Origin of the sequence: Pseudomonas sp. BS3782 TE3695, from assembly GCF_050435305.1 — a bacterium.
In the GTDB taxonomy this organism is placed as follows: domain Bacteria; phylum Pseudomonadota; class Gammaproteobacteria; order Pseudomonadales; family Pseudomonadaceae; genus Aquipseudomonas.
This window is the reverse complement of the sequence record NZ_JBNDKB010000001.1, coordinates 5,687,305-5,700,574: the sequence shown is the minus strand read 5'-3', so window position 1 is coordinate 5,700,574 and position 13,270 is coordinate 5,687,305. Positions and strand designations below refer to the sequence as shown.

At 59.6% G+C, this 13,270-nt stretch carries 13 protein-coding genes; 5 read left to right on the top strand and 8 right to left on the bottom strand.

Going from position 1 to position 13,270, the window contains the following annotated elements; translation table 11 throughout:
- Positions 1–28: 28 nt before the first annotated feature.
- The 5 genes from ABH909_RS25760 to ABH909_RS25740 form a co-directional block, all read right to left on the bottom strand.
- A complete protein-coding gene (locus ABH909_RS25760) occupies positions 29–1,069 on the bottom strand; it encodes an AbrB family transcriptional regulator (protein ID WP_429438515.1) in 1,041 nt (346 codons plus the stop codon).
- Positions 1,062–2,576: a tripartite tricarboxylate transporter permease gene (locus tag ABH909_RS25755; protein WP_429438512.1), complete on the bottom strand. Its 1,515-nt coding sequence runs from the start codon at positions 2,574–2,576 to the stop codon at positions 1,062–1,064. Before ABH909_RS25755 ends, ABH909_RS25760 begins: the two co-directional genes overlap by 8 nt.
- A 1-nt stretch (position 2,577) precedes the next feature.
- Positions 2,578–3,036, bottom strand: a complete 459-nt coding sequence (locus tag ABH909_RS25750; protein ID WP_429438509.1) for a tripartite tricarboxylate transporter TctB family protein — start codon at positions 3,034–3,036, stop codon at positions 2,578–2,580.
- A 58-nt stretch (positions 3,037–3,094) separates the two neighbouring features.
- Positions 3,095–4,072, bottom strand: a complete 978-nt coding sequence (locus ABH909_RS25745) for a Bug family tripartite tricarboxylate transporter substrate binding protein (RefSeq protein ID WP_429438506.1) — start codon at positions 4,070–4,072, stop codon at positions 3,095–3,097.
- 87 nt (positions 4,073–4,159) lie between these two features.
- The gene (locus ABH909_RS25740) at positions 4,160–5,452 is read right to left on the bottom strand and encodes an OprD family porin (RefSeq protein ID WP_429438503.1); all 1,293 of its coding nucleotides are present in this window, start codon (positions 5,450–5,452) and stop codon (positions 4,160–4,162) included.
- Positions 5,453–5,686: 234 nt separating this feature from the next.
- Between ABH909_RS25740 and ABH909_RS25735 the strand changes: the two genes are divergently transcribed.
- Together ABH909_RS25735 and ABH909_RS25730 are read left to right on the top strand one after the other, a co-directional pair.
- Positions 5,687–6,358 carry a response regulator gene (locus ABH909_RS25735; RefSeq protein ID WP_007898613.1) on the top strand — a complete coding sequence of 224 codons (672 nt, stop codon included), beginning with the start codon at positions 5,687–5,689 and terminating at the stop codon, positions 6,356–6,358.
- Complete coding sequence (locus tag ABH909_RS25730) at positions 6,351–7,739, top strand: sensor histidine kinase (protein ID WP_429438500.1); 1,389 nt, start codon at positions 6,351–6,353, stop codon at positions 7,737–7,739. The genes ABH909_RS25735 and ABH909_RS25730 overlap by 8 nt, the downstream gene beginning before the upstream one ends.
- 158 nt (positions 7,740–7,897) lie before the next feature.
- Here ABH909_RS25730 and ABH909_RS25725 read toward each other — a convergent pair whose 3' ends face one another.
- Entirely contained in the window at positions 7,898–8,719 is an 822-nt protein-coding gene (locus ABH909_RS25725; protein ID WP_429438498.1) for an HDOD domain-containing protein, read from the bottom strand.
- A 34-nt stretch (positions 8,720–8,753) separates the two neighbouring features.
- Positions 8,754–9,695, bottom strand: a complete 942-nt coding sequence (locus ABH909_RS25720) for a YgfZ/GcvT domain-containing protein (RefSeq protein WP_429438495.1) — start codon at positions 9,693–9,695, stop codon at positions 8,754–8,756.
- Positions 9,696–9,843: 148 nt separating this feature from the next.
- On the opposite strand from ABH909_RS25720, the gene ABH909_RS25715 reads away from it, so the two are divergent.
- Both ABH909_RS25715 and ABH909_RS25710 read left to right on the top strand, forming a co-directional pair.
- A complete protein-coding gene (locus tag ABH909_RS25715) occupies positions 9,844–10,098 on the top strand; it encodes a succinate dehydrogenase assembly factor 2 (protein ID WP_007898624.1) in 255 nt (84 codons plus the stop codon).
- Positions 10,082–10,534 (top strand): protein YgfX, encoded by a 453-nt coding sequence (locus tag ABH909_RS25710; protein WP_429438492.1) that lies wholly within the window; start codon positions 10,082–10,084, stop codon positions 10,532–10,534. Before ABH909_RS25715 ends, ABH909_RS25710 begins: the two co-directional genes overlap by 17 nt.
- Here the strand turns inward: ABH909_RS25710 and nadB are convergent.
- Positions 10,503–12,119, bottom strand: coding sequence for an L-aspartate oxidase (gene nadB / locus ABH909_RS25705; RefSeq protein WP_429438489.1), 1,617 nt, complete (start codon positions 12,117–12,119; stop codon positions 10,503–10,505). The two genes, ABH909_RS25710 and nadB, sit on opposite strands and share 32 nt — an antisense overlap.
- Before the next feature lie 557 nt (positions 12,120–12,676).
- Here nadB and rpoE point away from each other — a divergent pair.
- Positions 12,677–13,258, top strand: a complete 582-nt coding sequence (rpoE, locus tag ABH909_RS25700; protein WP_003172477.1) for an RNA polymerase sigma factor RpoE — start codon at positions 12,677–12,679, stop codon at positions 13,256–13,258.
- Positions 13,259–13,270 lie beyond the last annotated feature (12 nt).

The following is a 13,270-nucleotide window of genomic DNA, read 5'->3' as shown; positions in this document are numbered from 1 at the left end:
TTGCTCGCGAAGAAGGCGACTCGGTCTATCAGGGAGAATCCGGCTCCCGGTTCCAATACCGAAACAACGGCTCCGCCAGAAACAGTACAAACAATAGCCGCATCACCTGCATCGCCGTCACCAGCGGTACCGACAATTGCAGGGTCTCCGCCGTCAGGCTCATTTCGGCAATTCCACCAGGCATCATGCCCAAGGTCAGTGAGCGCAGATCCAGATGGGTCAGCGCACTCAAACCCAATGCCGCCAAAGTGGCGATCAACATGGTCAATACCGTGCCGAGCAGAGTTCGGCCCATGAACGACGGTGCCCGTCGGAAGAACTGCCGATTGAAGTGACACCCCAACCCGCTGCCAATCAGCCACTGGCCAATCTGACTGCCGCCGTTGGGCAGACCGATGTGCAGGTCCCAGGCAATGCTCACCGTCGCAGTCACCAGCAACGGTCCGAACAGCCAGGGATTGGGTTGTCGCAGCCGCTCCCAGATCCAGGCGGCAAGAGCGCCCGCCGGGAACAGAATGGCCAGCCAGCGCCAGTCGACGCTACCGGTATGGCCTATCGGCGCACCGTCGCCCAACAGATACTTGAACGCCGCCGGCACACACAACACCACCACCAATACTCGCAAACTCTGCCCCGCCGCGACACGGCTGAGCACCGCGCCGTTGCGGGCGCCGAGATTGACCATCTCCCCAGAGCCGCCGGGCATGCTGGAAAAGAATGCGGTGGCGCGATCTTCCCCGGTACGCCGCATCAACCAGACGCCGACCACCGCGGACAGGCTGGTAACCAGCGCACCGAAGAAGATCAAACCGAAGTGACTCAGCACCTGCTCCATCACCACCGGGGTGAAATGCAGGCCGATGCCGATACCGACAACCCATTGGCCACACTTGCGCCCGCCCGGGATTTCCGCCAATTGCCAGGGAGTCAGGCAGCGCATCAGGATGATCGCCAGTAACGAGCCGACCATCCACGGTAGCGGCCAGCCGATCTGGCTGGCGAGGTAACCGCCCAGCAGACCGACCAGCGGTGTTCCCCACCAGCTTTTGAACGGGGTGCGATCAGACATCGGCGATAGCGCGCCGGGCGACTGCACGTTTGCGCCAGATCCGCAGCAGCGGCATCAGCAACATGATTGCAGTCAACACCCAGCAACCGAACGTGATTGGGCTCGACCAGAGGATTTCCAGCGCACCGTTAGAAATCGACAGGGCGCGACGCAGGTTTTGTTCCATCAGGCCACCGAGAATGAAGCCCAGCAGCACGGGCGACAACGGAAAGTCTAGCTTGCGCAAGATATAGCCGAAGATGCCGATGCCGATCATCAGGAATAAGTCGAACGTTGTCGCATGCACCGCGTAGACACCAATCCCGGTGATGATCGCGATCACCGGCACCAGCGCCCAGTTCGGCACAGCGAGGATGCGGGTAAAGATGCGGATCATCGGGATGTTGAGGATCACCAGCATCACGTTGGCGATGAACAACGACGCGATCAGGCCCCAGACGATATCCGGTTGCTGCTGGAACAACAGCGGGCCAGGGGTGATGTTGTACAGCGACAGCGCGCCGATCATCACCGCCGTCGTACCTGAACCCGGAACGCCGAGGGTCAGCATCGGCACCAGTGCACCGCAGGCGGCGCCACCAATGGCGGTTTCCGGCGCCGCGAGGCCGCGCATGTCGCCTTTTCCGAACGTGCCTTTGGCGCCGGCGATACGTTTCTCCGTCATGTAGGCCACAGCGCTGGCCAATGTCGCGCCGGCACCCGGCAATACGCCCATGATGAAGCCCAGCAAACCGCAACGGATGTTTACCAGGAACACTGCCGAGGCTTCCTTGAAGTTGAACATCATGCGCCCGGTGGCTTTCACCGCTTCCTGGCCGCGATGGGTTTTTTCCAGTAGCAGGAGAATTTCGCTGATGGAGAACAGGCCCAACACCAGCACGACGAACTGAATGCCGTCCGTCAGGTGAATATTGTCCCCGGTGAAACGGTACACGCCGCTGTTGGCGTCGATCCCGACGCTGGACAGAAACAGACCGATCAGCGCCGCAATGAAGGTCTTGAGCGGTCGGTCACCGGCCATGCCGCCGAGACAGACAATCGCAAACACCATCAGCACGAAATACTCCGCCGGTCCGAAGGCAATTGCCCACTTCGCCAGCAACGGGGCGAACAGCACCATGCCGCAGGTCGCGATGAATGCACCGATGAACGAACTCCACGCCGACAGCGACAGCGCTACACCGGCCAGGCCTTTGCGGGCCATCGGGTAACCGTCGAGGGTGGTCATTACGGTGGAGGCTTCGCCGGGAATGTTCAGCAGGATCGAGCTGATCCGACCGCCGTATTCGCAACCCAGGTACACCGCCGCCAGCAGGATCAGCGCCGACTCCGGTGGCAGACCGAGCGCGAATGCGATCGGAATCAGCAACGCCACGCCGTTGATCGGGCCCAATCCGGGCAACAGCCCGACGACGGTGCCGATCAAGGTGCCGCACAGCGCGGTCACCAGGTTGTACGGGCTCAGCGCGACGCCGAAGCCCTGACCCAAATAGCCAAGAGTATCCATATCAGTTCTCCAGAACGTCGAGCACGCCCAGCGGCAGTGGCACGTCCATCAACTTGTCGAACAGCAGATAAAGACCGATGGCCATCAGGCTGATGATCACCGTACTGGGCAGCCAGCGGCCGCCGTACAGGTGTGCCATCGGGACGCCGATCAGAATGCTGGCGACGATGAAGCCAAGAGGTTCGAAGGTCCCGGCGAAGACCAGCAACAGCAACACGCAGATGCCAATTTTGCTCAGGGTTTCGCGGTCCAGTTTCGGGTCATCGTCGCTGTGCACGATCGGCGCCGGTCGAAACACCATGTACAGCAACGCCAGGCCCATCAGGCCGAGCATCAGCAGAGGGAAGGCCCGAGGTCCGACCGGTTCGTAGGAAAAAGCCGCCTGATACGGCCACGCCATCAGGGCCAGGCCGATACAGGCCAGCAACAGCACCGAAGCGAAAATGCGTTGTATGAGCATGAGGAACTCCTGAGCCATGACCCCGAGAACCGGGGCCGTGGCCGCTAGACAGAGGCGATCACTGGATCAGGCCGAACTCTTTGGCCAGCACTTTGTAGTCCGCGACCTGCTTCTTCACGTAGGTGTCCAGCTCCGGGCCGGTCATGGCGAACGGGAACAGTTCACGCTGATCGCGCAGCTTGGCGAAATCTTCGGATGCCAGCAGTTTGTCGAAGGCGTCTTTCCACCAGGCGTAGTCTTCGTCGCTGACTTTTGGCCCGAGGTAGAAGCCGCGAACCACCGGCCAGACGATGTCGTAGCCTTGCTCTTTAGCCGTCGGAATCTCTTTCATTTCCGGCTCGTCCAGACGCTTCTCGGAGAACACCGCCAGCAGACGCATGTCGCCGCTCTGGATGTGTGGCATGGAGTCAGAGATGTCGGTGCTGCCGACCTGGATGTGACCACCGAGCAGGGCGGTGGCGATTTCCCCACCGCCTTCGAGGGCGACATAACGCAGGTCGCGCGGATTGATTCCGGCGGCCTTGGCGATCAATGCCGTCTGCATCCAGTCCTGGCTGCCGACGGTGCCGCCGGAACCGATCACCACTTTGCTCGGATCTTTCTTCAGCGCCTGAACCAGATCGTCCAGGGTCTTGTAAGGCGAATCGCTTTTCACCGCGATGGCGCCATAGCTGGTGCCAACAGCGGCCAGCCAACGGACGTTGGTTTCATCGAAACGACCGAATTTGCCTTGTGCCAGGTTCAGCAGCGAACCGCTGGACCACGCCACCAGCGTGCCGGCATCAGCTGGACGCTGAGCGACCACCGCGTTGTACGCCACCGCGCCGACACCGCCGGGCATGTAGGTCACGCGCATCGGTTTGGTCAGCAGTTTTTCATTCACCAGCGCGCTTTGCGCCAGTTTGCAGGTCAGGTCGAAACCGCCGCCTGGCGAGGCCGGGGCGATGCATTCCGGGCGTTTGGGTTCGGCCATCAATTGGCCGGCGAACAACATGACGCCAGCGGCCAGAGCAACTTTACGCAGTGACAAATTCATTGGATTCTCCACAGATTTTTTGTTGTATGGATGTGTAGGAGCTGCCGAAGGCTGCGATCTTTTTTTTTGCTTCGGCGTTTCAATCGATTACCAAAGGGCAACGCTATAGCTCACCAGCAGACGCACTTCATCGGCATCGCGAGCGGAATAATTGGAACGGTAAGTGGCATTGCGCAAGCGCACAGCGACGTCTTTGAGGGTGCCGCTTTGTACGACGTATTTGATCTCGGTGTTGCGTTCCCACTCTTTGCCTTCGTCGCCGTTCTTGAGCTTGATGTTGTCGCCGCTCAGGTAACGGCTCATGAAGCTCAGGCCGGGAATGCCGAGTTTGGCGAAGTCATAGTCGTAACGTGCCTGCCAGGAACGTTCTTCGGCGCCGGCAAAGTCATTGATCTGCACGAAGTTGACCAGGTACGGATCGCTGCCATCGACGTAGGGGAAGGCACTGTCACCGGACATGTGCTGATAACCGGCGCTGAATTTATGCCCGCTCAAGGCATAACTCACCAAGCCGTTCAGGGATTGGTTGTCGATCTTGCCACCCCGTGCCGCGCCCTCGTCGTCACTGATGGCCAATCGCAGATCAGTGCCGAACGTGCCGGGGCCGAACGGTTGCGAGGCGACCACGCCAAGGAAGTGCTGGTTGTAGACTTCATCGAGTTGGGCGAAGTGGTAGCTGCCGGTGATCTTGTCGGTGAACTTGTAATCCACGCCGCCAAAATCAAAGTGCTTGCCGGCCACTGTGCCGGCGAAACGGCTGTTCTTGTTGTTGAGGGCGATGTCCTCGAAGTCGGTGCTGTCGCGGTCCTTGGCTTTCTCCAGACGCCCGCCGGTGAAGGTCAGGTTCTTGATTTCTTTGGAGGTCAGCAGGCCGCCTTCGAAGGTCTGCGGCAGAATGCGCCCGTCGTTGGCTTTGAGAATCGGCAATTCCGGAATCAGGCTGCCGATTTTCAGTTCCGTGGCGGAGATTTTCATTTTGCCGGTCAGACCGAGCTTGGAATATTCATCCGCCGCACGCCCGTCATCATGGGTCGGCAACAGACCGGTGCCGGTGCGATCCGGACTTGAATCGAGTTTTACCCCCAGCATGCCCAGCGCATCGACACCGAACCCCACGGTGCCGTCGGTGTAACCCGATTGCAGATTGAGCATGAACCCCTGGGCCCATTCGTCCCGCTTTGATTGCTGGGCGCTGGTGCCATCGCGAAAGTCGCGGTTGAAATACATGTTGCGGGTTTCGAAGGTTGCCGTACTGTTTTCGAAGAAGGCTGCCTGGCTCAACGGCGAAAAGCCGGCGAGGGCGGCGGCACTGGCAAGGGCGGTGTGGCTGAGGTGGGAAAAACGAGCAGGCGGGCGAGCCTGAAGCTGCATGGACAGCATGGTGACGTACTCCGTTTATTGTTCTTATTGGCGAAAACGCTTCGAGGCGTTTTTCGTACTGCTATGGGCACTAGCAACGGCAGTCGAAACTGTCCGTGGCTGGACTCTAACCGGCCAACCTTTCGCTAACCTTTCAGCTGACTTTCACGGTTTTCGGGCTTCACAGCGACGGATGCGGCTGTAAACTCCGCGCCAAAGAATGGCGTCGACCATCCCTGAATGAGGTAAAGATCCATGCGTGTTCTGCTCGTTGAAGACCATCTGCAGCTTGCCGAAAGTGTCGCTCAGGCGCTCAAGAGCACCGGGCTGACCGTGGATGTGCTGCACGACGGTGTGGCAGCCGACCTGGCCTTGAGCAGTGAGGAATACGCCGTGGCGATTCTAGATGTCGGCCTGCCGCGCATGGATGGTTTCGAAGTACTGGCGCGCTTGCGGGCCCGGGGCAAGAACCTGCCGGTGCTGATGCTCACCGCCCGCAGCGACGTCAAGGATCGGGTTCACGGCCTGAACCTTGGGGCTGACGATTATCTGGCCAAACCCTTCGAGCTGACGGAGCTCGAAGCCCGGGTCAAAGCCTTGCTGCGCCGCAGTGTGCTCGGCGGTGAACGTCAGCAGCGTTGTGGTGTGCTGGCTTATGACCTGGACACCCGGCGCTTCACCCTCGGCGAAGAATTGCTGACCCTGACCTCCCGTGAACAGGCGGTGCTCGAGGCCCTGATCGCCCGTCCCGGTCGGGTGATGAGCAAGGAGCAACTGGCCGCCCAGGTCTTCGGCCTGGACGAGGAGGCCAGTCCCGACGCCATCGAAATCTATGTTCACCGCTTGCGCAAGAAACTCGACGGCCAACCGGTGGCCATCGTGACCTTCCGCGGCCTTGGCTACCTGCTGGAAAGCCGCGATGCATAGGCTCAGCAGCCTGCGTTGGCGGTTGCTGTGGAACCTCGCGCTGCTGTTGGTGGTGTTGATGCTCGCCAGTGGTTTGAGTGCGTACTGGAATGGTCGCGAAGCCGCCGACACTGCGTATGACCGGACCTTGCTGGCCTCGGCGCGGACCATCGCCGCCGGCCTGTCCCAACGCGATGGCAGCCTCAGCGCCAACGTGCCTTATGTGGCCCTCGATACATTCGCCTACGACAGCGCCGGGCGGATTTTCTACCTGGTCAATGACATCAACCAGAAGTTGATCTCGGGCTACGAAAACCTGCCGCCGCCGCCACCGGGAACGCCGCGTACCGATGATTATCCGGCGCTGGCGCGTTTCTATAACGCCACTTATCAAGGGCAGAACGTGCGAGTGGTCAGCCTGCTCAAAGCGGTCAGCGAGCCGAACATGAACGGCATGGCGGAAATTCGCGTGGCGGAAACCGATGAAGCGCGGGTCCGCATGGCTCGCAGCCTGATGGCCGACACCCTGTTGCGGTTGGGTATGCTGGCGATCGGTGCATTGCTGATGGTGTGGTTTGCGGTCAGTGCGGCGTTGCGTCCGCTGGAGCGCTTGCGCACGGCGGTGGAAGAGCGTCAGCCCGATGACTTGCGACCCTTGCCGTTGGTGGAAGTGCAGCATGAGTTGGGGCCACTGGTGCGTGCGCTCAATCACTTTACCGAGCGTTTGCGCGGACAGTTCGAGCGCCAGGCGCAGTTCATCGCCGATGCCGCCCATGAATTGCGTACTCCGTTGGCGGCGCTCAAGGCACGGCTCGAACTGGGCTTGCGCTCGAACGAACCCGACACCTGGCGCAACACCCTGGAAACCGCCGCCCAGGGCACAGATCGCCTGACACACCTGGCCAATCAATTGCTCTCGCTGGCCCGGGTCGAGAATGGCGCCCGGGCAATCGCCGAGGGTGGTGCGCAGTTACTCGACCTCAGTCAGTTGGCCCGTGAACTGGGCATGGCCATGGCGCCGCTGGCCCATGCCCGTGGCGTGGCGCTGGCGCTGGAAGCCGACGAACCGGTGTGGCTGCGTGGCGAGCCAACGTTGTTGAACGAACTGTTGAGCAATCTGGTGGACAACGCACTGGCCCACACGCCACCGGGTGGCAATGTGATCTTGCGGGTCATGGCACCGGCGGTGCTGGAGGTCGAGGACGATGGCCCGGGAATTCCTCTTGAAGAACGGGATCGGGTGTTCGAGCGTTTTTATCGGCGTAATGAGCAGGTCGCCGGATCGGGCCTGGGATTGGCCATCGTCGGCGAAATCTGCCGCGCCCACCTGGCGCAGATCAGCCTGCACGATGGCGAACAGGCAGGGTTAAAGGTGCGGGTGAGTTTTATCGCAGGAGAGTGAACACAGCCCTGTGGCGAGGGAGCTTGCTCCCGCTGGGCTGCGAAGCAGCCCCAAAACCATACACCGCAGTATTTCAGTTAAACCGTGTTGTCTGAATTACGACTGCTGCGCAGCCGAGCGGGAGCAAGCTCCCTCGCCACAGTTGCTCATGCTCACAATCAGTAAAACATTGACCGCGATTCTTCCAGATCCCTGCACACCGCCTCGTTCTCCGGATCGATCCCCAGCTTCTTGAAGGCCGGTACGCTGAAGGGGTCGATGCGAGCCAGTGGATGATCGGTGTCCTTGTGGCAATACAGGCTGGCCACTTGTACCAGATCGACATAGTCGACCCGCTCCGATTGCCGTTTGAAATCCAGATACAGCCCCGGCAATTGCACCAGCATTTCAGGAAACTCCCAGACCCTGAGCAATTTATCGCCGAGCAGCGGGTGAATCCGGTCGATCACATGGTTGAGGCTGACCGGGTCAGACAACAATTCATAGTGATCTTCGGCGTAGGTCAGAATCGGCAGTACACCAATCTGATGCACGAGCCCGCCGAGCGCCGCCTGATCGGGCTTGAGCTGTGTGTAATTGCGGCACAACGAATAGCTGACGCCGGCGATTTCCAGGCTCTTGCGCCAGACTTCGCGCATTTTCTGCTCCACCACTTCGGAACGGGCATTGAAGATTTGCTCCATCACCAGGCCGATGGCCAGGTTGCTGCTGTAATTGACGCCCAGCCGGGTGATGGCCGTGTGCAGGTCAGTCACTTCCTGGGTCGCGCGCAGCAACGGGCTATTGACCACTTTGATCAGGCGCGCCGACAGCGCAGTATCGCGGCCAATCACTTTGCTCAGTGTGCTGACACTGATTTCCGGGTCTTCGGCGGCCTTGCGAATCTGCAGGGCCACTTCCGGTAACGTTGGCAGAACCAGGTCATCGTTATCGATGGCCTCAACCAAATCCTGTTGGACCTTATCCGCCAGCTCGCTCATTTCTTTTCTCTAGGTATTGCGACAAGTGCTGCTATCAACGCTGGATTTCGCGATCGCGATCCAGTTGGTAAGGCAGGTCGAGCAAATGCAGGCCCGGGCCTTCGAGTGCGCCAAGGTGCAGGTTGCCATCTTCTGCAGCTTCAGCTTGCAGCACGGCAAGGAGTTCAATGTTTTGCCCGGCGCGGGCGGCCAGTACCACTTCACCGATCGAACTGCCGTGGGTCGGGGAGAACAGTTGGGTACCGGGCTGCGGCAATTCGCTGGCTTCCAGCTGCAGGCGATACAGACGGCGCTTGAGTTTGCCCAGGTATTGCATGCGCGCGACGATTTCCTGGCCGGTGTAGCAGCCTTTCTTGAAGCTCACACCACCGACGGCTTGCAGATTGAGCATCTGCGGAATGAACAGTTCGCGGGTGCTCGGCATGACCTGGCCGATCCCGGCGCGGATCTGGCCCAGCAGCCATTGGTTCAATTCACCTTCGGCCAACAGAGCGGACAGCTTGCCCTTGATGGCGTCGGCCTGATCGGCGCGAACCCAGAGTTCAGCGCGATCCGGCGAGACGCGAAGGGCGATCAGGCCGTCATTGCGCACAACGCTGTCGGTTTCTGCCGGTAGTTCCAGGCCCAGGCTGGCCAATGCTGCATCGCCATGCTCAAGGCCAAAGCGAACCCAAAGGGCGCTTTCATCAGTCAGTTTCGATTTGGAGAACACCGCGTACTTTTTCAGGTCCGCCAGTTGTGGTTCCAGCAGTTCGCTGGCCATCGCCATGAGCACACCATCGCCTTCGAGCAGAATGCGAAAACTCGACTGCATCCGGCCTTTCTGCGTGCAGCGCGCGCCAAGGCTGGCCTGGGTGTCACTCAGGTAATTAAGGTTGCAAGTCAATTGGCCTTGCAGGAATTTGCCGGCATCCGCGCCGCGTACCGCGAGAACGCCTTCGTGAGACAGGGTGCAGAAAAAAGCAGAATCGGCCATGGGTCATCGCAGGGTAAAGAGTCCGAGGGACATCATAAGGGGGCGCCCATGAAATGGGTAGTTCACAAAGGATCGATGGGGGCGACCAACGCTGACTGTTCGAGCGGGCCGGGGGCTGTATACTTGCCGCCTATTTGAGGAGCGCTCCATGGTCGAAGATGTTGAACTGAATCGCCTCTACTGGCACAGCCGCCGTGGCATGCTTGAACTTGACGTGTTGCTGGTGCCGTTTGTGAAAGAGGTTTACCCGCACCTCAACGAGGTTGATCGCGCGTGCTACGTCAGGCTGCTCGAATGCGAAGATCAGGACATGTTCGGCTGGTTCATGGAACGTGCCGAATCGGAAGATCCGGAGCTTCAGCGCATGGTTCGCATGATCCTGGATCGTGTCCAGCCCAAGTAACGGGTTCGAATGCCGCTGGCATGCCTCACGGCAGTTGCTGGCGGCGTATCTTCTGGCCCAGCTTTTCGCGCTGTGTTCGTTGTTTCTTCTTTCCATACCGGTCTGGGCCAGTTTGCTCGGCGTTTTTTGCTGTCTGGCTCATGGCGTCTGGGCATTGCCGCGACATATTTTGCTGACACACCCACAGGCGTTTCGCGGCTTGCGTCGCGATGCCGATGGTTGGCAGTTGTGGAATCAGGCGGTAGGTTGGCAGCCCGTGCAGCTGCGGCCGGACAGTCTGGCGCTGCCATTGATTGTGGTACTGCGTTTTCGGCTGCGCGATGGGCGACGGATCAGGGCGATCTGTGTGCCGCGCGATTCGCAGGCGGCGGATGTGCACCGACGCCTGCGGGTTCGGCTCAAGTTCAGTCGGCGTAGGTGGGCGGCACCAGAATAGTGTCCAGGGCGACCGGCAACATGTTCGGATAGTCGAGGGTGTAATGCAGGCCGCGACTCTCCTTGCGCTCCATGGCTGACCGGATCATCAGGTCGGCTACCTGAGCCAGGTTACGCAGTTCGATCAAATCCCGGCTGACCTTATAGTTGCTGTAGAACTCGTCGATTTCGTCCAGCAACAGTTGTACCCGGTGCTGAGCCCGTTGCAGGCGCTTGTTGGTGCGCACGATGCCGACGTAGTCCCACATGAATCGCCGAAGTTCATCCCAGTTGTGCGCAATGATCACGTCTTCGTCCGAATCGGTGACTTGGCTCGCATCCCAAACGGGCAGGGCGGCTGGAATCGATACTTCTGGCAACTGCTCAAGAATGTCCGCCGCCGCCGAACGAGCGTAAACGAAACACTCCAGCAGCGAATTGCTGGCCATGCGGTTGGCACCATGCAGGCCGGTGAAGCTGGTTTCACCAATCGCATACAGGCCCGGCACATCGGTGCGCCCCCGCTGATCGACCATCACGCCGCCGCAGGTGTAGTGCGCCGCCGGTACTACCGGGATCGGTTGTCTGGTGATGTCGATGGAGAATTCCAGGCAGCGTTCATAGACCGTCGGGAAGTGCGTCTTGATGAAATCTTCGGGCTTGTGGCTGATATCCAGATAGACGCAGTCGATACCCAGGCGCTTCATCTCATGGTCGATGGCCCGGGCGACGATGTCCCGTGGTGCCAGCTCGGCCCGTGGGTCGAAGCGCTGCATGAAGCGTTCACCATTGGGCAGCTTCAGATGGCCACCTTCGCCGCGCAGGGCTTCGGTGATCAGGAAACTCTTGGCCTGTGGGTGATAAAGGCAGGTGGGATGGAACTGGTTGAATTCCAGGTTCGCCACCCGACAGCCCGAACGCCATGCCATGGCGATGCCATCACCGCAAGCACCGTCGGGGTTGCTGGTATAGAGGTAGACCTTTGCCGCGCCGCCCGAGGCAAGGATCACGAAGCGTGCGCCGTAGGTGTCGACTTCACCGGTACCGCGGTTGAGCACATAGGCACCGAGGCAACGGTCGCCTTCAAGGCCCAGGCGCTTTTCGGTAATCAGGTCGACCGCGACCCGCTGCTCCAGCAGTTCGATGTTGGGACGCTGCTTGGCCTGATCGAGTAGGGTTCTGAAGATCGCTGCGCCCGTTGCGTCAGCTGCGTGGATGATGCGCCGATGGCTGTGACCGCCTTCGCGGGTCAGGTGAAACTCGAAACCACCGTCTTCGGTGCCGGACTGTTCATCGCGGGTAAAGGGCACCCCTTGGTCGATCAGCCATTGAATTGCTTCTCTGCTGTGCTCGACCGTAAAGCGCACGGCATCTTCATGGCACAGGCCGCCGCCGGCGTTGAGGGTGTCATCGACATGGGACTCGACAGTGTCGGTGTCATCCAGAACGGCAGCGACACCACCCTGGGCCCAGAAGGTTGAGCCATTGGCGAGGTCGCCTTTGCTCAATACGGCGATGCGCAAATGACCGGGCAAGGTCAGCGCAAGGCTCAAGCCGGCAGCACCGCTGCCAATTACCAGAACATCGTGTTGAAACTGTTGGCTCATTTCAGGATTCCGCTCAAAGCGACCCGGGACGGGGTTGGCGCAAGACAGCTGGATCGGCGAGTCAAGACAGCCACACAGCCCACTAGTATATAGAGGGGGGGATCGGCACAATAGCCGGGCCAGCATGGCATTGTGAAACTACTGTGACGGAAAAGACTGGGCACTTCGTCGGAAGTTTCTTTGACGGCTTCGGCGACAAGGGGACTGTATCGCGGATTTAACAGTCTTTTTCTCTTCACGGTTGCACAATGTCGGTTTCAGGCAGCTATAAATATGGAACTTTTGCCAAAGGCCCAAGATCAATAGACGGTTGCCTGAAACAAGGGACAGCGTCGGCTTCGGTGCAGGACTTGCGATTGGGTCCTTGCTGATGAATCCGATGACAAGATTATTCGCGCAGCCGGGTTATCCCGCGCTGCGCTTTTCGTGCGTGCCAAATCAGAGCCCGCAGGAAACTTGCTTGGAGGGGGAGAACTTTTGCGAAAAGCCCGAGTCTATGTTTGCAAGTCTGGTCGTTCAGTAATGCAAGCCTCCTTCGAGCTTATCGAGGAGTGTTCATGCTAACCCAGGAAGAGGATCAGCAGCTGGTCGAGCGCGTTCAACGCGGCGACAAGCGAGCTTTCGATCTGCTAGTGCTGAAATACCAGCACAAAATTCTCGGGTTGATCGTGCGTTTCGTGCACGACACCCATGAAGCCCAGGATGTCGCACAGGAAGCCTTTATCAAGGCATACCGTGCACTTGGTAATTTTCGCGGAGACAGCGCGTTTTATACGTGGCTTTACCGCATCGCCATCAACACGGCGAAAAACTATCTGGTTTCACGCGGCCGTCGGCCGCCGGATAGCGATGTCAGTTCCGAGGATGCAGAGTTCTACGACGGCGATCATGGCCTCAAGGATCTCGAGTCGCCAGAACGTGCATTGCTGCGGGATGAGATCGAAGGCACCGTCCATCGAACCATTCAGCAACTGCCAGAAGATTTGCGTACGGCATTAACTTTACGTGAATTCGATGGTCTGAGTTACGAGGACATTGCCAGCGTCATGCAGTGTCCGGTGGGTACCGTGCGCTCCCGGATTTTCCGCGCCCGGGAGGCCATCGATAAAGCCCTGCAGCCGTTGTTGCAGGAAAACTGAGACAGCGGCGAC